This window comes from Kribbella sp. NPDC026611 (assembly GCF_040638345.1).
GTDB lineage: Bacteria > Actinomycetota > Actinomycetes > Propionibacteriales > Kribbellaceae > Kribbella.
In genome coordinates this window covers 211,795-233,923 of record NZ_JBEZYC010000007.1, presented here as the reverse complement: position 1 = coordinate 233,923, position 22,129 = coordinate 211,795, and the positions used below count along the sequence as shown (strand labels likewise).

At 68.7% G+C, this 22,129-nt stretch carries 19 protein-coding genes; 13 read left to right on the top strand and 6 right to left on the bottom strand.

Annotated elements, in window-relative coordinates:
- Positions 1–75 precede the first annotated feature (75 nt).
- Both AB0E69_RS28000 and AB0E69_RS27995 read right to left on the bottom strand, forming a co-directional pair.
- Positions 76–1,218 (bottom strand): threonine synthase, encoded by a 1,143-nt coding sequence (locus AB0E69_RS28000; protein WP_360152329.1) that lies wholly within the window; start codon positions 1,216–1,218, stop codon positions 76–78.
- Between the two features lie 26 nt (positions 1,219–1,244).
- Positions 1,245–1,847, bottom strand: a complete 603-nt coding sequence (locus AB0E69_RS27995; protein ID WP_360152326.1) for a winged helix-turn-helix domain-containing protein — start codon at positions 1,845–1,847, stop codon at positions 1,245–1,247.
- Between the two features lie 305 nt (positions 1,848–2,152).
- On the opposite strand from AB0E69_RS27995, the gene AB0E69_RS27990 reads away from it, so the two are divergent.
- On the top strand, positions 2,153–6,523 hold the full coding sequence (locus tag AB0E69_RS27990) for a S8 family serine peptidase (RefSeq protein ID WP_360152323.1): 4,371 nt from the start codon (positions 2,153–2,155) through the stop codon (positions 6,521–6,523).
- Between the two features lie 134 nt (positions 6,524–6,657).
- Entirely contained in the window at positions 6,658–7,146 is a 489-nt protein-coding gene (locus AB0E69_RS27985; protein WP_360152320.1) for a hypothetical protein, read from the top strand.
- Here AB0E69_RS27985 and AB0E69_RS27980 read toward each other — a convergent pair.
- A complete protein-coding gene (locus AB0E69_RS27980; RefSeq protein WP_360152317.1) occupies positions 7,143–7,679 on the bottom strand; it encodes a winged helix-turn-helix domain-containing protein in 537 nt (178 codons plus the stop codon). The genes AB0E69_RS27985 and AB0E69_RS27980 overlap by 4 nt on opposite strands.
- 308 nt (positions 7,680–7,987) lie before the next feature.
- Here AB0E69_RS27980 and AB0E69_RS27975 point away from each other — a divergent pair, with 308 nt between their 5' ends.
- The 8 genes from AB0E69_RS27975 (at position 7,988) to AB0E69_RS27940 (ending at position 17,131) form a co-directional block, all read left to right on the top strand.
- The gene (locus AB0E69_RS27975; RefSeq protein ID WP_360152314.1) at positions 7,988–9,082 is read left to right on the top strand and encodes an OmpA family protein; all 1,095 of its coding nucleotides are present in this window, start codon (positions 7,988–7,990) and stop codon (positions 9,080–9,082) included.
- 104 nt (positions 9,083–9,186) lie between these two features.
- The gene (locus tag AB0E69_RS27970; RefSeq protein ID WP_360152311.1) at positions 9,187–9,726 is read left to right on the top strand and encodes a hypothetical protein; all 540 of its coding nucleotides are present in this window, start codon (positions 9,187–9,189) and stop codon (positions 9,724–9,726) included.
- 40 nt (positions 9,727–9,766) lie between these two features.
- Entirely contained in the window at positions 9,767–9,988 is a 222-nt protein-coding gene (locus AB0E69_RS27965) for a hypothetical protein (RefSeq protein WP_360152309.1), read from the top strand.
- A 20-nt stretch (positions 9,989–10,008) separates the two neighbouring features.
- Positions 10,009–10,272, top strand: coding sequence for a hypothetical protein (locus AB0E69_RS27960; RefSeq protein ID WP_360152306.1), 264 nt, complete (start codon positions 10,009–10,011; stop codon positions 10,270–10,272).
- A gap of 249 nt (positions 10,273–10,521) precedes the next feature.
- Positions 10,522–12,219, top strand: a complete 1,698-nt coding sequence (treS, locus tag AB0E69_RS27955) for a maltose alpha-D-glucosyltransferase (RefSeq protein WP_360153098.1) — start codon at positions 10,522–10,524, stop codon at positions 12,217–12,219.
- Positions 12,220–13,644 (top strand): aminoglycoside phosphotransferase, encoded by a 1,425-nt coding sequence (locus AB0E69_RS27950; protein ID WP_360152303.1) that lies wholly within the window; start codon positions 12,220–12,222, stop codon positions 13,642–13,644. It abuts the gene before it with no gap.
- A gap of 354 nt (positions 13,645–13,998) precedes the next feature.
- Positions 13,999–16,227 (top strand): 1,4-alpha-glucan branching protein GlgB, encoded by a 2,229-nt coding sequence (glgB, locus tag AB0E69_RS27945; RefSeq protein ID WP_360152300.1) that lies wholly within the window; start codon positions 13,999–14,001, stop codon positions 16,225–16,227.
- Positions 16,228–16,237: 10 nt separating this feature from the next.
- On the top strand, positions 16,238–17,131 hold the full coding sequence (locus AB0E69_RS27940) for a GNAT family N-acetyltransferase (protein WP_360152297.1): 894 nt from the start codon (positions 16,238–16,240) through the stop codon (positions 17,129–17,131).
- Here AB0E69_RS27940 and AB0E69_RS27935 read toward each other — a convergent pair.
- Both AB0E69_RS27935 and AB0E69_RS27930 read right to left on the bottom strand, forming a co-directional pair.
- A complete protein-coding gene (locus AB0E69_RS27935) occupies positions 17,112–17,924 on the bottom strand; it encodes a phosphotransferase (protein WP_360152294.1) in 813 nt (270 codons plus the stop codon). The two genes, AB0E69_RS27940 and AB0E69_RS27935, sit on opposite strands and share 20 nt — an antisense overlap.
- On the bottom strand, positions 17,925–18,335 hold the full coding sequence (locus AB0E69_RS27930; RefSeq protein ID WP_360152291.1) for a DUF4870 domain-containing protein: 411 nt from the start codon (positions 18,333–18,335) through the stop codon (positions 17,925–17,927).
- 65 nt (positions 18,336–18,400) lie between these two features.
- On the opposite strand from AB0E69_RS27930, the gene AB0E69_RS27925 reads away from it, so the two are divergent.
- Together AB0E69_RS27925 and AB0E69_RS27920 are read left to right on the top strand one after the other, a co-directional pair.
- Positions 18,401–19,291, top strand: a complete 891-nt coding sequence (locus AB0E69_RS27925; RefSeq protein ID WP_360152288.1) for an alpha/beta hydrolase — start codon at positions 18,401–18,403, stop codon at positions 19,289–19,291.
- A gap of 17 nt (positions 19,292–19,308) precedes the next feature.
- Positions 19,309–20,259: a sigma-70 family RNA polymerase sigma factor gene (locus tag AB0E69_RS27920; protein WP_360152285.1), complete on the top strand. Its 951-nt coding sequence runs from the start codon at positions 19,309–19,311 to the stop codon at positions 20,257–20,259.
- On the opposite strand, the gene AB0E69_RS27915 is transcribed toward AB0E69_RS27920, so the two are convergent.
- On the bottom strand, positions 20,246–21,664 hold the full coding sequence (locus AB0E69_RS27915; RefSeq protein WP_360152282.1) for an MFS transporter: 1,419 nt from the start codon (positions 21,662–21,664) through the stop codon (positions 20,246–20,248). The two genes, AB0E69_RS27920 and AB0E69_RS27915, sit on opposite strands and share 14 nt — an antisense overlap.
- A 23-nt stretch (positions 21,665–21,687) precedes the next feature.
- Between AB0E69_RS27915 and AB0E69_RS27910 the strand changes: the two genes are divergently transcribed.
- Positions 21,688–22,122 (top strand): MerR family transcriptional regulator, encoded by a 435-nt coding sequence (locus AB0E69_RS27910; protein WP_360152279.1) that lies wholly within the window; start codon positions 21,688–21,690, stop codon positions 22,120–22,122.
- Positions 22,123–22,129: the final 7 nt, after the last annotated feature.

The window sequence follows — 22,129 nt, the reverse complement described above, 5'->3', positions numbered from 1 at the left end:
GCCCGACCTCACTTGACCATGGCCCGTCCGTCGGCGGGCGTCAAGACGAACCGGCGCGCACAACAAGAGGGTCGGCTAGAGCGGGACTGTTTCTGGGTATTTGAGGCCGGTGCCGGTGTTCAGAGCCACTACCTGGTCGTTGGCGTGGATCCAGCCGGTCTCACGGAGCCGGCGGATGGCGGCGAGGTTGGCGGCGCCTTCGGGGCAGATGAAGGTGCCTTCCAGGCGGGCGACGAGGTGTTGTTCGGCGAGGATGTCGGTGTCGTCCACCGCGATCGCGCAGCCGGCGGTTTCGTTGACGGCTTGGAGGACCAGGAAGTCGCCGAGGGCCTTGGGGACGGTGATGCCGAAAGCGATCGTCGATGCGTTGGGCCAGGGTTCGCTTTCGGGGAGTCCTTTCTCCCAGGCTTGGACGATCGGTGCGCACCCGGTGGACTGGACGGCGACCAAGCGCGGCAACGGGCCCCGGATCCAACCTAGTTCGAGCAGTTCGTTGAGGGCCTTCCAGATGCCGATGATGCCGACGCCGCCGCCGGTCGGGTAGACGATCACGTCAGGGAGCTTCCAGCCGAGTTGTTCGGCGATCTCCAGGCCCATCGTCTTCTTGCCCTCGATGCGGTACGGCTCCTTCAACGTGGAGGCATCGAAGTACCCGGTCTGCTCCCGGACGTACGCCGCCGCGTCGCCGATCAATCCGTCGATCAACTTCAGCTGGGCCCCGACGACCGTCACCTCCCGCCGGCAGATCTCGGGGGCCGCGATCGGCATCGCGATCAGCGCCTCCATCCCGGCGCGCGCGGCGTACGTCGCCCACGCGGACCCGGCGTTGCCGTTCGTCGGCATGGCGATCTTCCGGACCCCGACCTCGAGAGCGCGCGACACCCCGACAGCAGCACCGCGCGCTTTGAACGATCCGGTCGGGATCAGCCCCTCGTCCTTCATCAGCAGCCGCGGTACGCCGACCTCCGCGCCGTACCGCGCAACCGGCAGCAGCGGCGTCATCCCCTCCCCCAGCGTCACGATGTTCTCCGGCGACCGCACCGGTAGGAGCTCGTGGTACCGCCACAGGTCCGGCGGACGGACCGCCAGCTCGGACGGGGTCAGCGTCACCGACGCCAGGTCGTACCGCGCGAGCAGCGGCGATCCGCACGGGCACAGGCCGATGATCTGGTCGGCGTCGTGCGTGGTTCCACACCGAGGACATTCGAGATGGCTCAAAGCGGAGAAGGTCACACCTGCAGAAACTACCCCGCTCGCAGATCCGTGATCAGCGGCCGCTGGTGATCCGTGAGACGGAACCCGATCCCGCGCACCGCGTCGATGGTCACCGTCGTTCCCAGCTCGTCCAGCTTCCGCCGCAACCGCTTCACCACCGAGTGCACGTCCGCGGTCCCGGTCCGCTCCAGATCCCGCCACACCGCCTGGTGCAGGGCGTCGTACGACCAGACCCGGATCGGCGTCGACATCAGCCGGGTCAACAGGTCGTGCTCGAGCTCGGTCAGCTGGATCTCCCGGCCCCGCCAGCGCGCGACCGACCGGGCCCGATCGATGGCGAGGACTTCGGCGTCCGGATCGTCGCCCGACCCGGTCACGCGAACCGTCGCGTCGACCTCGTCCGGCTCGTCCGGCTCCGGCGACGGTGCCGTCGGAGGGGGCTGCTGCGCAGGCACGAGCAGCTTGCGTAATTCGTCGAGACTGGAGACCAGCAGCAGCGGCGCGACGTCGTCGACGAGCTCGGCGAGGCGGACACGCTGCTCCGGGGAGGCCGCGACCGCGATCAGCAGTGGAAACGGCTCATCGGTGGTCAAGTCGACGTCCGCCGGGGCGGGGACACGGGCGGTGACCATCCGATCACGATGTCAACCTCTGCCTGGGATCGTCAACGGACTGCCAACGTTTGACTACTTTGCCTCGATCGGTGCGACAGCTAGTCACAACTTGCTCACCAAGTGTGCTTGTTACCACGTTGTTCTGACACATAAGGTCCACGTCAGGCATGCGGTGTCACATGCCGCGACCACGCAGTAACGGGGGGCACGCGCATTCTTGCCCTCCTGCAGCAAAGGACTCGGGGGAGTCGACTCGGGGTCGTTCCAAGTGAGGGGCTGCAGAGATGTCACATCGATACCGAAGGGGACTCACCAGATCGCTGGTGGGTGCCCTGGCGACGGTAGCCGTCGTCACCACCGGTCTGGCCGCCGCCGGCCAGGCCCAGGCTTCACCGCCCACCAAGCCGGAGGCCACGCCGGCGAGCAAGATCAAGCCTGAGCTGCTGTCCAAGCTCAGCGGCAAGGAGGCCAAGAGCGCGACGGACTTCTGGGTCCGCCTCGCGCCGAAGGCCGACCTGACCGCCGCCAGCCGGATCACCGACTGGACCGAGCGGGGTACCGCGGTCGCCAACGCGCTGCGGCAGACCGCCACCGAGAGCCAGGCAAAGGTCCGTGCCGAGCTGGACGCGCAGCACGTGAAGTACCAGTCGTTCTGGGGCACCAACGCGATCCGCGTCGAGGGCGGCTCGCTGACGCTGGCCCAGAACCTGGCCGCCCACACCGAGGTCGAGGGCCTCTACGCTCCGATGCAGGTCGAGGTGCCGAAGGTCACCCCGGGCCAGCAGGAGAAGGAGATCCAGGCCGTCGAGTGGGGCGTCGCCAACATCAAGGCCAACCAGGTCTGGTCGCAGTACGGCGACAAGGGTGAGGGCATCGTCGTCGCGAGCATCGACACCGGCGTCCAGTACGACCACCCGGCGCTGGTGAACCAGTACCGCGGCAACCTGGGCAACGGCACGTTCGACCACAACTACAACTGGTTCGACGCGGCGGGTACGTCGCCGAACGCACCGTCCGACGGCAACGGCCACGGCACCCACACCATGGGCACGATGGTCGGCGACGACGGTGCGGGCAACCAGATCGGTGTCGCACCGGGCGTGAAGTGGATCGCTGCGAACGGGTGTTGCCCGTCCGACGCGGCCCTGATCTCCTCTGGCCAGTGGATGCTCCAGCCGACCAACCTGGCTGGACAGAACCCGGACGCCAGCAAGCGGCCGAACGTCATCAACAACTCGTGGGGCTCGCAGCTGCCGTCGAGCGACCCGTTCATGGAGGACATCACCACGGCCTGGACCGCGTCCGGGATCTTCGGTGCGTTCGCCAACGGCAACAGCGGTGAGCTGGGCTGCAACTCGAGCGGCTCACCAGGCAGCCTGACCAGCAACTACTCGGCCGGCGCCTACGACATCAACAACAACATCGCCTCGTTCTCCGGCCGTGGTGTCGGGCAGAACGGCACGATCAAGCCGAACATCTCGGCTCCTGGCGTCAACGTCCGGTCGAGCCTGCCGGGCAACACGTACGGCGCGTTCAACGGCACGTCGATGGCTACGCCGCACCTGACGGCCACCGTGGCGCTGCTGTGGTCGGCCTCGCCGTCCCTGAAGGGTGACGTCGCGGCCACGCGGGCACTGCTGAACCAGACCGCCGTCGACACGGCCAACGACCAGTGTGGTGGCACCGCGGAGAACAACAACGTCTTCGGTCAGGGCCGTCTGGACGCACTGGCGCTGGTAGCCGCCGCACCGATCGGTGACACCGGCACGCTGACCGGTACGGTCACCGCCGCCACCGGTGGTGCCCCGCTCGCGGGTGCCAGCGTCACCGTGAAGACCGCCGGCCAGCCCGACAAGGTGCTGACCACCGGTAGCAACGGTTCGTTCTCGTCGGTCCTCCCGGCCGGCAGCTACGACCTGACGGTCGCGTCGTTCGGCTACCAGACGCAGACCGCGACGGTGACCGTCACCACGGGTCAGAGCACCACCAAGAACTTCGCACTGGCCAGCTCGCCGCAGGTGAGCGTGGGCGGTACCGTCTCGGACGGCTCCGGTCACGGCTGGCCGCTGTACGCGAAGGTGAGCGTCGAAGGTCCGGGTGGCGTGTTCGACTACACGACCCCCAGCAACGGCCGCTACAGCCTGAAGGTCCCCGCCGGTGCGGCGTACTCGCTCAAGGTCGAGTCGCAGTACCCCGGGTACCAGACGCTGAGCCAGCCGATCACGGTCGGCAGCGGCAACCTGACGAAGAACATCTCGGTACCTGTCCTCGCCGACTCGTGCACGACGGCGCCGGGCTACAAGTACGGCTCTGACGGCGTCTACGAGACCTTCGACTCCGGTGCGGCCCCGAGTGGCTGGACCGTCGTCGACAACAAGGGCAACGGCCAGGTCTGGAAGTTCGACGACCCTGGCAACCGGGGCAACCTGACCGGCGGCAGCGGCAAGTTCGCGGTCGTCGACAGCGACAAGTACGGCAGCGGCGGCAGGCAGGACACGTCGCTGGTCAGCCCGGTCGTCGACCTGAGCTCGGTCACCGCTCCGGTGATCCGGTTCAATCAGGACCTGAACTGGTACCAGGGCGAGAAGGCCGACGTGGACCTGTCGGTCGACGGCGGCGCGACCTGGACCACCGCGCTGACCCAGATCGCGGACGTCCGGGGGGTCAAGGAGATCCCGATCCCGCAGGCGGCCGGCAAGTCCGCCGTCCAGGTGCGGTTCCACTACTGGGACGCGGCGTACGCCTGGTGGTGGGAGGTCGACAACGTCCTGATCGGCAGCCAGATCAACTGTGTGCCGACCGGCGGCGGCATCGTCGTCGGCAACGTCAAGGACGCCAACACCGGCGGTTTCGTGAACGGCGCGGTCGTCTCCCGGGACGTCAGCAGCGAGACCGCGACCACCGTGGCCACGCCGGAGGACACCGGTCTGAACGACGGGTTCTACTGGCTGTACTCGTCGGCCGACGGCGACCAGGGCTTCACCGCCAAGGCCGGTAATTACAGCACTGCCACCGCGACCGTCCCGGTCGAGGCGGACTGGGCGACCACGGCCGATTGGACCCTGAAGGCAGGACAGCTGAGCGTCACGCCGGGGAGCATCATCGCCGGCCTGAAGCTGCCGACCGGCAAGGTGACCAAGTCGTTCACGGTCAAGAACACCGGTGGCGCCGCCGTCGACGTGAAGTTCGGTGAGAAGGACAACGGGTTCGTCCTGGAGAACGCCAACGGCAGCACGACGTCCAAGGCCCAGGTCGAGACCGGCGTCGGTGCGCCCCTGCAGCGGCTCTCCGTCCCGACGTCCTTCGCCCGGATGCTGTCCGGCAAGACCGGCGTCGCGCCGGCCACGCCGCAGCCGCAGGCGGCGCCATGGACGGCGATCGCCAACTACCCGGCGACCGTGATGGACAACCGGGTGGTCACCGTCGAGGGCAAGGTCTACTCGGTTGCCGGTGGCAACGGTTCGGCCTCGACCGCGAACAGCTACGTGTACGACCCGGCGTCGCACGCGTGGACCGCGATCGCTCCGCTGCCGGGTGCCCGGAACGCCGTCACCCTCGGTGTCGTGGGTGGCAAGATCATCGCCAGCTCCGGCTGGGGCAGCTCCGGCCCGGCGCCGGAGACCTGGTCCTACGACCCGGCCGCCAACGCCTGGTCGGCGGTAGCCGCCAACCCGGCGCCGCGGGCCGCGGCCGGCCAGGCAGTGCTCGACGGCAAGCTGTACGCCGTCGGCGGCTGCACCACGGCCGACTGCCTGCCGATGAGCAACACCGTGGTCCGGTACGACGCGGCGGCGAACTCCTGGGAGACGTTGGCGAACTACCCGAAGTCGGTCGCGTTCGCGTCCTGCGGTGCCATTGACGGCAAGCTGTACTGCGCCGGTGGCAACGACGGCTCGAACTCGCTGAAGTCGGCGTACGTCTACGACCCGGGAGCAGACTCCTGGACCGCGATCGCCGACGCTCCGGCGGACCACTGGGCGGCGTCGTACGCCGTCGCCGGTGGCAAGCTGCTGATCGTCGGTGGTGTCCAGGCCGGTGCGGTCACCAACGCAGGGTTCTCGTACGACCCGGCCGCGGAGACCTGGACCGCTCTGCCGAACGCCAACATGCCGCGGTACCGCGGTGGTGCGGCCTGCGGCTTCTACAAGGTCGGTGGCTCGTCCGGTGGCTTCAACGCGACCGCTGACAGCGAGGCCCTGCCGGGTCTCGAGGACTGCGCGGAGTCGTCGGCGGACGTGAGCTGGATGTCGCTCGACAAGACCGAGGCCACGCTGGCCCCGGGGGCGTCGACGACGGTCAAGGTGACGCTCTCGGCGAACGTCGACCAGCCCGGTGCGTACACCGGCGCCGTGACGATCGGCGAGAACACCCCGTACTCCGTACCGGCCGTCGGTGTGACCATGAACGTCACCCCGCCGACCACGTGGAGCAAGCTGCTCGGCACCGTCACGGGCGTGAGCTCGTCCGGCACCAGTGCTCCGCTCCCCGGTGCGACCGTCGAGGTGGACTCGTGGGCGCAGTCGTACACCTTCATCACCGACAAGGACGGTCACTACGCCTACTGGTTGGACCGTCGCAACAACCCGCTCACCCTGATCGCGGCGAAGGACGGCTACAAGCCGCAGACCCGCACGACCAAGCTGGTCGCAGGGACGCCGGTGACGGAGGACTTCGCTCTGAAGTCCATCAAGTAGTTCCCTGAGTAAACGACCGGCCCTCACCTGCGCGGTGAGGGCCGGTCCCTTTGTGTCCCGCTGCTGGGCAGGCCTGCTGACCCCTTGGTCCGGAAGCATCGCCGGAGAGCGATTTCTCTCGGGGAAGGTTGGCAATGAGTGAGTTGAAGCCCGAGCAGGTCTGGGCCGAGTTCGACGCGCCCACCGGGCAACTGGCGCGGGCCGTGACCCGGTGCACGGTGTTCGCCTGCGCGGTCGGGCTGGTAGTGCTGCTCGGCATGAACTGGCTGTTCAGATACTCCGCCGACACCGGAGACGTCTGGTCAGAGGACAAGTACTTCACGGGCCTGCAGGTCGTCACCGGCTTCACTACCGCCGTTTATGCGGCGATGGTCACCCTGTACGGCGTTGGCCTCGTACTCCTGGTGGTCCGCCCGGCGGAGCACCTGCTGTCCGTCGTCGGCGCCGCGACCGGGCTGGTCAGTACCTGCGTCGTCCTGCTCGCCGGTCCCGGCGACAGGTGGGACGGCGGCACCAAGGTCGTCGACTACCGGTGGCAGGCCGCGCCGTACCTCGCCCTTGTCCTGTGGATCGTCGCCCTCGGGCTGACGGGCCGCATCCGCTGGCTGATCCGCAGGGGCTAGGTGGTCGGGAGGAGGTGGAAACCGACGCCGCGGACGGCGTGGATGGTGACGGTGGCGCCCAGGTTGGCCAGTTTCTGGCGGAGGCGTTTGACGACCGAGTGGATGTGCGAGCCGTGGCCCAGGTGCTCGTTGCCCCAGACGGTGTGGTGCAGGTGCTGGTAGGTCCAGACGCGGCCGGGTTCCTTCACCAGGCAGCGCAGGAAGTCGTGCTCGAGCCTGGTCAGCGGCAGCTCGCGGTCCTTCCAGCGGACCACGCGCCGGTCGACGTCCAGACTGAGCTCGGCCACAGGCTCAGGAACCGGGAGCGCAGTGATTTCCGCCGGGCGCTCGACGGTCTGCGTGACCGGAGCGGACATCGTCCCGGCCGCCGGCGTCGCACCGGTGAGCTCCAGGAACGTCCGGGCCTGCTCGGCGTTCGACACCAGGAGCAAGGCGTCGGCCTCCCCCAGCAGCCGCGCCAGCTGCACCCGCTCGGCCGTGGACGCGGCCACGCCGATGATCAACGACGAATCGGACAGCCTCTCCCTGGACATCACGGCTAGCCCCTCCCAGTCGAACCGGCCAGCCCTAAGTACGGTTTACGCGAAGAATTAAGTCAAGGGATTCCCTGCACGCCGAGCTGGCACATCTGCGACCTGTCCGAGACAGGACACGACTCAGGATCGTCGCCGGCCGTGACCGTGTGCACTGTCGCGAGTACTGGGAGTCAGGAAACGAAGAAACCCGACCAAAAATGATCCCGCGAACATCGCGACGCTCCCCGATGCGGCGTGCAGCGGGGGCGCCAAGCGGAGTAATCTCCTCGCGCACGGTCACTCTGACCGCCAATGACGGAGGAACAGTGCACGGTCTGGTTCGGCGGCCGATTCTCATCTGGCTGCTCGCAGCCCTCGCAGTACCCGTGCTGCTGACGGCTGTGCTGATTCCGGCCAAGGCAAGCACCACCGAGGACGATCTGCGCGACCGGACCATGGCGGCGCTGCGGGCCCGCGGCGTCGAGTCCGCGTCGGTCGACTTCGACGGCCGGGACGCGAAGATCGTCGTACCGGCGGGCGTTGATCCGGCCGTCGTCCGCGAGGTCGCCGCCGGGATCGAAGGCGTCCGCTCGGTCTCGGTCCAAGGCGGCCAGGACAGTACGCCGACGCCGACGCCCTCGCCCAGTGCGGCGCCGGACGGGCCGACCGTCGCGCCGTTCGAGGTGGGGCGGACGAACCAGGCGATCCGGGTGCAGGCGCCGGTGAAGAGCCAGCAGGTCAAGGACGCGATCGCGGCCGAGGTCGACCAGGTGCTCGGCGAGGACCGCGAGTACGACGACCGGACCACGATCGACCCCGCGCACGGCCTGGCCGACGCGAGCACGTTGACCGCGCTGCTGCGGGCGATCGCGATCGGCACCGGCGACGCCTCGGCCCGGTACGACGGCAACGCGCTGACGCTGTCCGGCTCGGTGCCGGACCAGGCGACCAAGGCGACCGTGGCGCGGGCCGCGGCGAAGGCGGTCCCGGGCGCGGTGATCTCGGACCAGCTGACCGCGCCGAAGCCGCCGTCGGCGGTGAGCGAGCCGTGCCGGACGTTCCCGACCCGGCTGGCCGAGTTCAGCCGGCAGTACCGCATCAACTTCCTGTCCGGTACGGCGATCGTCAACGACGCGACCAAGTCGTCCGTGGCGAAGGCGGCCGCCGTACTGAAGTCGTGCCCGACCGCGCGGGTCGAGGTGGCGGGTCACACCGACGACCTCGGGTCGCCGGCCACCAGCCTGCCGCTGTCCGAGCGCCGGGCCGCCGAGGTGAAGGCCGAGCTGGTCAAGCTCGGCGTGAACGCGAACCGGGTGCTCGCGCACGGCTACGGGCAGGCTTTCCCGATCGCGTCCAACGACACACCGTCCGGACGGGTGGCGAACCGCCGGGCCGAGATCCGAGTAGTGCAGGGGAACTGAATGAGCTGGCTGATCGCACAGACCTGGATCCTGCTGCTGGTCGCGTTCGTCCTGGGCAGCGGCATCGCCTGGCTCGCGCACCGCGTCGCGAGAGGAGCCCGCGGATGAGCTGGCTGCTGAGGAACAACTGGCCCTGGTCCCTGGTCGCCTTCTTCCTGGGCGCCCTGATCACCTGGATCCTCCTGGAACGCCGCCAGACCGCGGTCCCTCCCCCGGCCCAGGAGGTCGAAGAGGTCGAGGAACAGAAGGAGGAGGTGCTGGTCGGCGCGTCGGTCGCACCGACCGCCACCACAGCCGAGGCCGAGGCGCCTCCTGCTCCCGCCCCTCCCCCGGCTCCTGAACCTGAGTTCTCGCAGTTGATGGACGGCGAGGAGACGCTCTTCGACCACCTCGGTACGGACGAGCACCAAGCGGTCCCCGGCCGCTACGGCGAAGGCTCGGCGGAAGCGGTCCCGCACCAGGGCCCGCCGGACGGCTTCACGATCAAGGGCAACGCCCAGTCGATGCTGTTCCACACTCCCGACTCGCCGTACTACGGTCGGACCAAACCCGAGGTCTGGTTCCGCACCGAGGCCGACGCCGAACGCGCCGGCTTCACCAAGTACACCCGCCGTCCACGGAAGTCCCCGGACCCCCGCGACTGACCCCGGCGCGGTTTTACGATCGCGGCACCACTCAGTCCCCGTGGAGGCGGAGTTGCAGCGCGAGATCACGGTTCCCTTCACCGTCGAGCAGGACGAGAACGGCTCCTGGTACGCCGCAGCGGCCCTGAACCCGGACTCGTTCGCCAACGGTGAAGGCGCGACGCGGGAGGCGGCCATCGAAGACCTGAAGGCCGCCGTCGTCGCCCTGGCCGAGGTGGTCGGTGTTCCCGAGCAACTCGTCGTCACCGTCGAGGTGGACTGACCCGCGCGAAGGAGGACGCCATGGATGCCGATGCACCGAAGCCGGCCGAGCTGCCGGCGGGTGAGCCCGTGGACCTGAACCACGTGAGCACGGCCGCGGAGCGCGGGAAGTTCTCCCTGGAGGACGGCGCGCAACCGCCCGCCAAGAACATGCTGAACGGCCGCCGCTGGGCGTGGTTCCGGCGTGCTTCGGGTGGTGGACGGCGGACCGCCGGGACCGGGCCGAAGAGCACGTCGCGCGGGACGGGCGCACGCGGAAGAGGGCCGCAGGGCCGCGGCGAATAGCGCGATCCGGCCCCTATTTGCTTGTACTGGCAAAGGGCCGTCACACTGTGCGGAACGCCTTGCGGAACCGCCCACCAACGGCGTCACCACATCACCCGGGTCCGCCCGGTTCGTCCTTTTACGTACGCCGCCCATGGGGTACGAGACACAAAGCGAACCGAGCCGGCTCACACACCGTCGTCACGTCGTGGCGACCGGCTGCAGTACCGCTAGGTTTGGAGACACCCGATGGAGGTGAGCGTGACCGACATGCTGCCGGAGCAGCACCACGGACTGACGAAGAGTGACCCGCTGTGGTTCAAGCGGGCCGTCTTCTACGAGGTCCTCGTGCGGTCCTTCAAGGACTCGAACGCCGACGGCATCGGCGACCTGCAAGGCTTGACCGAGAAGCTCGACTACCTCGAGTGGCTCGGCGTCGACTGCCTCTGGTTACCGCCGTTCCAGCCGTCCCCGCTGCGCGACGGCGGTTACGACGTCTCCGACTACACCGGCGTGATGCCGGAGGTAGGTACGGTGCAGGACTTCGAGGAGTTCCTGGTCCAGGCGCACGCGCGCGGGATCCGGGTCATCGTCGACTTCGTGATGAACCACACCTCGGACCAGCACCCGTGGTTCCAGGCCTCCCGGGAGGACCCCGAGGGCCCGTACGGCGACTTCTACGTCTGGTCGGACACCGACACCAAGTACGCCGACGCGCGCATCATCTTCGTCGACACCGAGAGCTCGAACTGGACCTGGGACCCGGTCCGCGGGCAGTACTTCTGGCACCGGTTCTACGCCAACCAGCCGGACCTGAACTTCGAGAACCCGGCGGTCGGCGACGCGATCGTGGACGCGCTGAAGTTCTGGCTGGACCGCGGCGTCGACGGCTTCCGGCTGGACGCGGTGCCGTACCTGTTCGAGACCGACGGGACGAACTGCGAGAACCTGCCGCGGACCCACGAGTTCCTGAAGCGGATCCGCAAGGAGGTGGACGCGAACTACGAGGACCGCGTCCTGCTCTGCGAGGCGAACCAGTGGCCGGCCGACGTGGTCGAGTACTTCGGCGACCGCAGCTCCGGTGGTGACGAGTGCCAGATGGCGTTCCACTTCCCGGTGATGCCGCGGATCTTCATGGGGGTCCGGCGCGAGTCCCGGTTCCCGATCTCGGAGATCCTGGCCCAGACCCCGGAGATCCCGGACACCTGCCAGTGGGGCATCTTCCTGCGCAACCACGACGAGCTCACGCTCGAGATGGTCAGCGACGAGGACCGCGACTACATGTGGGGCGAGTACGCCCAGGACCCGCGGATGAAGGCGAACATCGGCATCCGCCGCCGGCTGGCCCCGCTGCTGGACAACGACGTGAACAAGATGGAGCTGTTCACCGCGCTGCTGCTCAGCCTGCCCGGCTCGCCGATCCTGTACTACGGCGACGAGATCGGCATGGGCGACAACATCTGGCTGGGCGACCGCGACGGTGTCCGGACCCCGATGCAGTGGTCCCCGGACCGGAACGCGTCGTTCTCCACCGCGACTCCCGGCAAGCTCAGCCTGCCGGTGATCATGGACCCGGTCTACGGTTTCCAGGCGGTGAACGTCGAGGCCGAGATGGAGAACGCCTCGTCGTTGCTGCACTGGACCCGGCGGATGATCCAGACCCGCAAGCAGCACCCCTGTTTCGGGATGGGTACTTTCACTGACCTGGGGGGCTCCAACCCGAGCGTGCTGTCGTACGTTCGCGAGTTCGGCGACGACGTGGTGCTGTGCGTGAACAACCTCTCGAGGTTCCCGCAGCCGATCGAGCTGGACCTGCGGCAGTGGCAGGGCGTGGAGCCGGTCGAGCTGCTCGGCGGGGTGCACTTCCCGACCATCGGGGAGCTGCCCTACCTGCTGACGCTCGGCGCGCACGGTTTCTACTGGTTCCGGCTGCCGGTGGCGAAGCCGGATGACGAGGAGAGCATTTAAGTGACTTCCCTTCTGGACCAGGTCCAGTCCTTCTGCTCGGGCCAGAGGTGGTTCGGCGAGAAGGGACACGACGTCCACGTCGAAGCGATGGCCACCTCGGTCTGGCTGTCGGACGAAGACGCCTGGCCCGCGGTCCGGATCGGGTTCGTCTACTGTGCGGGCCCGCCCGGGATGGACACCCCGATCCGGGTGTACCAGCTGCCGCTCAGCTACCACCGCGCGCCGGTCGACAACCTCGGCCACGCGCTGGTCGGTGAGTGGGCGGAGCCCGATCTCGGCGACGCCCAGGTGTGGGTGTACGACGCCCTCCACGACAAGGAGGCCACGCCGTACTGGCTGGACGGGCTCACGCACGGACGGCAGCTGGACGGGCTGGAGTTCCATCCCGTCCACGCTCCGGACCACACCATCGTCGTACCCGAGGACGCGCAGTCGCTCGTCCTCACCGTCGAGCAGAGCAACACGTCGCTGGTGTTCGGCGACGTGGCGCTGCTGAAGGTGTTCCGCCGGCTCGAGCCCGGGAGCAACCCGGGAGTCGAGATCGAGTCGGCGCTCACCGAGGCGGGGTCGGAGCTGGTCCCCGAGGTGCTCGGGTCCGCGCGCGGCAGGTGGCCGCGCGCCGGCGGCGGCACCGACTCGGGTGAACTGGCGATGATGACGGCGTTCCAGAAGAACGCGACCGACGGCTGGTCGTTCGCGACCTCGTCGGTGCGGGACCTGTACGCCGAGGGCGACCTGCACGCCGAGGAGGTCGGCGGTGACTTCGCCGCCGAGTCGCACCGGCTCGGTGCGAGCACGGCGCAGGTGCATTCCGAGCTGGCCAAGGCGCTCGGCACGGACATCTGGGAGCCGGAGAAGCTGGTCGAGCACGCGGCCGCGATGCGCCGCCGGCTGGACGCGGCGGCAGCGGTCATCCCGGAGCTGGCGCCGTACGCCGATGGGCTGGCGCGGGCGTTCGGCGCGCTGGCGGCGTACGACCAGCCGGTGACCGTGCAGCGGATCCACGGTGACTTCCACCTGGGTCAGGTGCTACGGACCATCCACGGCTGGAAGCTGATCGACTTCGAGGGCGAGCCGGCCAAGTCGCTGATCGAGCGGCGGGCGCTGGACACTCCGGTGAAGGACATCGCCGGCATGCTGCGCTCGTTCGACTACGCGGCCCGGTCGCTGCTGCAGGACCACGAGGGCGACCAGCAGATCGCGTACCGCGCGGCCGAGTGGGCCGGGCGGAACCAGCGCGCCTTCTGCGACGGGTACGCCGAGGTCGCGGGCACCGATCCGCGCGAGCAGACCGTGCTGATGAACGCGTTCCTGGCCGACAAGGTCATCTACGAGGTCCTGTACGAGGCCCGGAACCGCCCGAGCTGGCTCCGCATCCCGCTGGGGGCAGCGGCACAGCTGGCCGAACAGGCAGACCCCAGCTAGAGGTCCTCATGCTCGGACCTCTGGCCGTCCGGCTCGGCGGTACTGCGCTCTCGGTCGACCGCCCCTTGGAGCGAGCGTTACTGGTCCGCCTCGCGCCGCGGTCGAGTACGCCGTCGCCGACGAGTCCGGCGTCACCCACGCGTACATCGATCTGGCCGATCTCCTCATCCTGCAAGGCGAGACGACCGAGGCCGCCGCGCTGCTCGACGCCGTTTTCGCCGAAACCCGGCCGCGCTACGCCCACCGCCTGAACACGGTCCGTGCGGCGCTCGAGAGATGGGTTCGTGTGTACGTCCGGACTCGACGGGTACGGGGTTTCGGTGAAGCAGCTCTTGATCGGGCAGGATGGGATGCATGGGTGAGCGCGAAGCTTTCGAGGTACCGGTGGTCGCAGCGGACGAGCCTGTCGTGACAGCGGTTCCGGTGGACCGGACGGTGCTGGAGCAGCTGGTCGGTGGGACGTTCCACGATCCGCACCAGGTGCTCGGGCCACATCTCGGTGAACACGGGGTGACAGTTCGGGTGCTGCGGCCGTTCGCGCGCAGCGTCACCGTGCTGTACGACGGGCAGCGGCTGAACCTCCGGCACGAGTTCGAAGGGGTCTGGGTCGGGGTGCTCGACACCGACAAGGTCCCGGACTACCGGCTCGAGGTCACCTACACCGACGGACCGGCCAGCGAGCTCGACGACCCGTACCGCTACCTCCCCTCGCTCGGCGAGGTCGACCTGCACCTGATCGGCGAGGGCCGGCACGAGCAGCTCTGGACCGTGCTCGGCGCGCACGTCCGCCGGTACGACGGCCCCGGCGGCACCATCACCGGTACGTCGTTCGCGGTCTGGGCGCCCGGTGCGCAAGGGATCCGACTGACCGCCGACTTCAACTTCTGGGACGGCCGCGCGCACCCGATGCGCTCGCTCGGCTCGTCCGGCGTGTGGGAGCTGTTCGTCCCCGGCGTCGGCCCGGGCACGCGGTACAAGTTCGACATCTGCGGCCGCGACGGCGTCTGGCGGCAGAAGGCCGACCCGATGGCGAACCTGGCCGAGACTCCCCCGGCGAACGCCTCCGTCGTGCACGAGTCGACGTACCAGTGGGACGACACCGCGTGGCTGGAGCGGCGCGCGCAGGCACAGGCCTACGCCGAGCCGATGAGCGTCTACGAGGTGCACCTCGGCTCATGGCGCAAGGGCAAGTCGTACCGCGAGCTGGCCGACGAGCTCGTTGCCTATGTCAACGACATGGGCTTCACCCACGTCGAGCTGATGCCGGTGATGGAGCACCCGTTCGGCGGCTCCTGGGGCTACCAGGTCACCTCGTACTTCGCTCCGACCTCGCGGTTCGGCGACCCGGACGACTTCAAGCTGCTGGTCGACAAGCTGCACCAGGCCGGCATCGGCGTGATCGTCGACTGGGTGCCGGCGCACTTCCCGAAGGACGCCTGGGCGCTGGCCCGCTTCGACGGGACGCCGCTCTACGAGCACCCGGACCCGCGCCGCGGCGAGCAGCCCGACTGGGGCACGCTGGTCTTCGACTTCGGCCGTCCCCAGGTCCGGAACTTCCTGGTGGCGAACGCGATCTACTGGGCCGAGGAGTTCCACATCGACGGCCTGCGGGTGGACGCGGTCGCCTCGATGCTCTACCTGGACTACTCGCGGCAAGACGGTCAGTGGGTGCCGAACCAGTTCGGCGGCCGGGAGAACCTCGAGGCCGTCTCGTTCCTGCAGGAGATGAACGCGACGCTCTACAAGCGCGTCCCGGGCGTGATCACGGTCGCCGAGGAGTCGACGTCCTGGCCGGGAGTCACCCGTGCGACGCACCTCGGCGGGCTCGGCTTCGGCTTCAAGTGGAACATGGGCTGGATGAACGACTCGCTCCGCTACCTGGAGCACGAGCCGATCCACCGGCAGTACCACCACCACGAGATGACGTTCTCGATGATGTACGCGTACTCCGAGAACTTCGTGCTCCCGCTGTCCCACGACGAGGTCGTGCACGGCAAGGGCTCGCTGCTGCGCAAGATGCCCGGCGACCGCTGGCAGCAGCTGGCGAACCTGCGTGCGTACCTGGCGATGATGTGGGCGCACCCGGGCAAGCAGCTGCTGTTCATGGGCTCCGAGTTCGGCCAGGAGTCGGAGTGGTCGGAGAAGGGCGAGCTGGACTGGTGGCTGCTGGACCACAGCGACCACCGCGGCCTGCAGCAGCTGGTCCGCGACCTGAACCGGGTCTACCAGGAGAGCCCGGCGTTCTGGCGGACCGACCACGTGGCCGACAAGTTCAGCTGGATCGACGCCAACGATGCCGGCAACAACATCTTCTCCTTCGTCCGGTACGGCGACGACGGTGCACCGGCCGTGGCCTGCGTGAGCAACTTCTCCGCGGTCCCGCACCACGGCTACCGCCTCGGCCTGCCGTCGGCGGGGCGCTGGGAAGAGGTCGTCAACACCGACGCGAACACGTACGGCGGCTCCGGTGTCGGCAACTTCGGCGCGGTCGAGGCGGACGGGCCGGAGTGGCACGGCATGTCCACCAGCGCCGAGCTGTCCGTACCACCCCTGGCGACCGTCTACCTTCGCTTCACCGGGTAGCGTTCACGGGGTGACCGCCGTACACCCGCTGACCGATGGTGAGTTGACCCTCCGACTGGTGCTGGACGACGCCTCGGTTGTCCGCTTCGACGTGTCCGACGGTATGGGTCTCGGTCTCGGCACGGTCGAGGTGCGACGGACCACAGAGGGCGCCGGCCTGGTGGTGTGGTCGCTCGACGGCGGTCCGGGGGTCGCTGAGCGGGCTGTGCGGCTGGTGGCGGAGCATGCCTTCACCGAGCTGGGGTTCGAGCGTCTGCAGGTGGAGGCCGATCCAGGGCTGCATGCGTCCGGGCGGGTGGCGATCCGGTCCGGCTTCCGGCGCGAGGGCGTACTGCGTGGCGCCGTACTGGTCGACGGTGAGCGGCGCGACCTCGCCATCTACGGCATGCGCAAGGACGACCCGCGTCCGGACACGCTGCCGGGCTGGACCGCGCTGATGGACTCCGCGCTGCCGAAGAAGCGAGTGATCGCGCACGTCGTCATACGGGACACGGCTGGACGCGTGCTGCTCTGCCAGGTGAGCTACAAGAAGGACCTGGAGCTGCCGGGCGGTGTGGTCGAGCCGGACGAGGACCCGGCGACCGGTGCGTCCCGGGAGCTTCGCGAGGAGATCGGTGTGGCGCTGCCACTGCTCGGTGTGCTCGCGATCGACTGGCTACCCCGCTGGGAGGGCTGGAGCGACGCGGTCGAGGTCCTGTACGACGGTGGCGTCCACGACCCGTCGCTGATCGACACGCTGCAGCCGGACGGCTTCGAGATCCGCGGGCTGTCCTGGCACGCGCCGGACGCGTTGGAGGGTCTGGTGTCGCCGCTCAACGCGCGTCGCCTGCCGGGGTTGCTGGCCGAGCCGTCCCGGCTCCACCACCTGCGGGCTGGTACGCCGATCACCTCGTCAGCTGATTGACGCACCACTGGTAGTGACCGTCTTGGGCCTGCTCGTCGTAGATGGTCGCTGTGATGATCGCGTAGGCATGGCGGTAGAGGCGCATGCGCTCGCGGTCGTGGCCTAGGGCTTCGAAGCGGTCCAGCAACAGGTTGTCGAGCCGCTGGGCGTCTGGCCCGTACATGTCGAAGAAACCGGCGGCCAGCGAGGCTTCGAAGGTGTTGTCGCCGGCTGTGCTCAGGAAACCCCAGTCCAGCACGGCTGCCACCCTTGACCCATCCATCAGCACGTTGGGCGGGCAGATGTCTCCGTGCACCACACTCAGCTGCTCCAGCTCGAGCTGCTCGAGCTCCCGCACGACATGGTCTGTTAGCTGGGCGAAGCCGGGCACGTCGCGTTCTAGGTACTGCCGCGACACCTCCGAACGTCTTTTCACCAGCAGTCCCAGATTGACACCCCAGGACTGCTGGTAGAAAGGTTCGTTCACGACAGGTAGCGCTCTGGCTGCAGGACCTGGGGTGGTGGTGCGGAGGGCTTCCACCACAGCTACGAACGCGTCCAGTGCCTGCTCCTCGGGCAGACCGGCCTGGTGGAGCGGCACTCCGGTCAGCTTGTCCTCGACGGACACCGTCTGACCGTCCACCACGCTGACGTCGCGGATGCGCGGCGTACGGAACGGCAACGCCGGCAGCTCGTCCAGAAACGCCTTCAGCGGCAGCACGTCCTCCGGCCGGCGGTCGAACCAGACCTTCCGCACGGTCCCGTCGCCGAGGTCGTAGACCGCGCCTTCCATCCCCTGTCCGATCAGCTCCACTCAGTGGACCATACGGATCGTCAACGGGTACCGGTACTCATTTCCGCTCGAGGCCGCCATCGTCGCCATGATCAGCACGACCAGTGCCGCGACGGCGCCGATCACGATCAGCGGGACGATGATCAGCACGCCCAGGCCGAAGGTGATCAGCACCAGGACGAACGCGATCGCGCTGTAGATCAGCAGCGAGATCTGGAAGTTCAGGGACTCGACCGCGTGCCGGCGGACGAACTCCGAGCGGCTCCGGAACAGCAGCCAGATGGCCAGCGGGCAGAGGAACCCCATCGCGAACCACGCCGCGACCAGCACCCCGATATGGGACACCATCGCCCAGGTCCGTTCCTCCGAGGCCGACAGCGGCGGGCCGGTGCCCGGCCCAGAGTTCGGCGTACTCATACTCCAGTCAAGCACACCGATTCCTTTTCGGGAGGTCGCTGGTCAGTACCGGTGACAGACCTGCAACGAAAGGGATCATGATGGCGAGCAAGCAGTCCGAGGCGGTCCGGCAGCACTGGGAGAACGTCCAGGTGCCGGACGAACAGACGGACGCGGAGCTGAACGACTACCGGTGGGGCGCGCTCACGACGGAGCCGGCCGATGTCGACTACCTGGCGATCGACGGCCGAGCGGCCTGGTGGATCGTCCCGCACGGCGCAGCCCAGGACCGAGTCCTGCTGTGCATGCACGGAGGCGGTTACGTCAGCGGGTCCTGGGTCTCGCACCGCAAGCTGTTCGCGCACCTGGCGCGTGCGGCCGGCGTACGGGCGCTCTTCTTCGACTACCCGCTCCTACCAGAGCACCGCTTTCCGGTGCAGGTCAACGACGCCGCGGAGACGTACCGGTGGCTGCTCGACCAAGGGATCGCTCCGGAGCACATCGCGTTTGCCGGTGACTCCGTCGGCGGCTCCCTCACCATCACGACGCAGCTCCGGGCACGGCAGCTCGGACTGCCGTTGCCGGCCGCGGCGCTCCCGTTCTCGCCGGCGTTCGACCAGGAGGTGACTGGAGCGTCGTACGACACCAACCGGGACCGCGACGCCTTCTTCGGCCGGGACCTCGTGCGTGGCCTCGTGCAGATGCACCTCGGTCCGGACGTGTCGCCGCAGGAGCCGCTGGCGAACCCCCTGTACGCCGACCTCACCGGGCTCGGGCCGATCTACATCCAGGTCGGCGGCGACGAAGTACTGCTCGACGACTCGCACATGCTCGCGGCTGCCGCAGAGAAGGCCGGCGTCGAGGTACGGGTCGACGTGTTCCCCGAGATGCAGCACACGTTCCAGATGGCGGCCGGACGCGCGCCGGAGGCCGATGATGCCATCCAGCGCATGGCAGGCTGGGTCCGGCCGTTGCTCGGGCTGGTGGACTGATGACGCAAGGGGCGGTGATGACGGACTTCGCTACCGACTTCGCTACGGAGACGGAGCCGTTCCGGCGGGAGCTGCTCGCGCACTGCTACCGGATGCTCGCGGCCGTGCACGAGGCGGAGGACGCCGTACAGGACACGTACCTGCGGGCGTGGCGGGCGTGGGCGGAGTTCGAAGGCCGGTCGTCGGTGCGGGTCTGGCTCTACCGGATCGCCACGAATGTGTGCCTGACTTTGCTCAAGCAGGGCGGGCGGCGGGCGCTGCCGTCCGGGTTGGGCGCGCCGGCGACCGACCCGACGACGCCCGGGTCGCCGCCGGACGACCCGAGCGTGCGATTCGTGGAACCTCTGGCCGAGTCGCTGGTCCTGGGTGACTCCAGCGATCCGGCGACGATCGTCGCCACCCGCGAGAGCTTGCGGCTGGCGTTGATCGCCGCGCTGCAATACCTGCCGCCGAAGCAACGCGCTGTGCTCATCCTCCGGGAGGTGCTCGGGTTCCGGGCCGCAGAGGTGGCCGAGATGCTCGGTACGTCGGTGCCCGCGGTGAAGAGCACACTGCAACGCGCGCGGGCAACGCTGGACGAGCGCAAACCAGAGGCGATCTCCGAGCCGACCGATCCGGTCGCGCAGGCCCTGCTCGCCGACTACATCGCCGGCTTCGAGAACTCCGACACGGCCGCGCTCGAGCGTGCACTCCGAGCCGACGCAGCGATCGAGATGGTCGGTACGACGACCTGGTTCAACGGCCGCGTGATGTGCATGCAGCTGCTCGCGTGGGCCGTCGGCGAGCCTGGCGACTGGCGGATGCGCCCGATCGTCGCGAACGGTCAGCCGGCCGTCGGCGCGTACTTCAAGGGCGAGCCGTACGGCGTCGCCGTCCTCACGCCGACACCGACCGGGATCACGCACATCCACGTGTTCAGCACGCCGGAACTGGTCGAGCACTTCGGGCTGCCGCTCACACCGCCCTGACCGTACGCTGAGCCCAGCGGCTCGTGCTGAGCAGGGCGAGCGCGAGTACTGCGAGACCCATGCCGATGACCGGCCACCAGACGATGTGCGCGGACCGCGTGAACGCCTGGGGGTCGGTCGTCGCGCGGGACCCGACGATCGACCCGGCGATCGCGACGCCGAGCGAGATGCCGGTCTGCCGGCCGACCGACGCGACGGACGCGGCCAGGCCGGTCATCGAGGCGGGCATGCCGGAGACGGCCGTGTTCACGATCGGCGGGTTGACGGTGCCGAGGAAGACGCCGAAGAACAGGAAGACCGCGAGTACGGCGGGCAGCGGCGTGGTCGTACCGATCAGCAGCAAAGCGGCCGCTCCGAGCGTGAGCGCCGTACCCGCGACGACGAGTGGCGGGCGTGGGCCTCGGGAGCCGACGACCCGGCCGGTGAGTGGCGAGAATACGACGATGAGCGCGCCGACCGGGAGCAGGCAGAGGCCTGCCGACAGGGCGGACAGGTCGCGGACGCTCTGCAGGTAGAGCGTGGTGATGAACAGGAAGGCGCCGAAGCCGCAGTACGCGAAGAGCGCGATCAGGACCGCCGAGCTGAACGGTACGGAGCGGAACAACGCGAGCTCGAGGAGCGGCTGCTCGCGGCGGCGTTCGTACGCGATCAGGGCGGCCGCCGAGGCAGCGGCGACGGCGAGGAGGCCGAGGACGAGCGGCGTACCCCAGCCGTGCTTCTCGGACTCGATGATCGCGGAGACGATGCCGCCGAGGAGGAGGACTACGAGCAGCTGACCGACCGGATCGAAGCGGCGGGCGCGTTCGGCGCGGGACTCGGGGACGAACAGCGTCGTGAAGACGACCGCGAGGACGACGATCGGCAGGTTCACCCAGAAGATCGAGCGCCAGCCGAGGCCGTCGACGAGCGCGCCGCCGAGGATCGGGCCGAGGGTCAGCGAGATACCGGCGGTGGCGCCGAACAGGCCGATCGCGCGGGCGCGCTCGGTGCGGTCCGGGAAGACCGTCACGACGATGGCCATCGCGACCGGGTTGAGCATCGTGCCGCCGACGGCCTGGACGGCGCGGGCGGCGATCAGGGTGTCGATGGTCGGCGCGAGGCTGCAGAGCAGCGAGCCGAGGCCGAAGATGATCAGTCCGAGGCGGAACATCCGGCGGCGGCCGAAGCGGTCGGCGCTCGAGCCGGCGAGCATCAGGAAGCTCGCCAGGACCAGGGTGTAGGCGTCGGCGGTCCACTGCAGACCGGCGGTCGACGCGTGCAGGTCGTCGCGGATGGCGGGCAGGGCGACGTTGACGATGGAGATGTCCATCACCGAGACGAGCAGGCTGGCGCAGCAGATGATCAGGACGGCCAGCCTGCGGGCGGGCGTCAGTTCCGACGCCGGGGAGAGCGTTGGCACAGTCATATCTCGACGGTAGGATTTAGAGCGTGCTCGAAGTCAAACGTTCCGCCGAAATTCCCGAGCAGGGCATCAGCATCGCCGAGGCCGCCGAACGTACCGGAGTGAGTGTGCACACCCTCCGGTACTACGAACGCGCCGGGCTGGTCGTGACGAACGTCGACCGCACCGCCGGCGGCCGGCGCCGCTACCGCCAGCTGGACCTCGACTGGATCCGCATCTGCACCCGCTTCCGCGCCACCGGCATGCCGATCCGCAGCATCCGCCGGTACGCCGAACTCGTAACGGCCGGCCGCGGCAACGAGAAGGACCGCCTGGAGCTCCTGGAAACCCACCGCGCCGAGGTCCTCACCAAACTGGCCGAACTCCAGGACAGCCTCGAACTGATCGACCACAAAATCGACGTCTACCGAGGCCGCCTAGAAGCCGGCGACGCCGACCAACTCTGGGCCCCCCACCCCTAATTCCCGG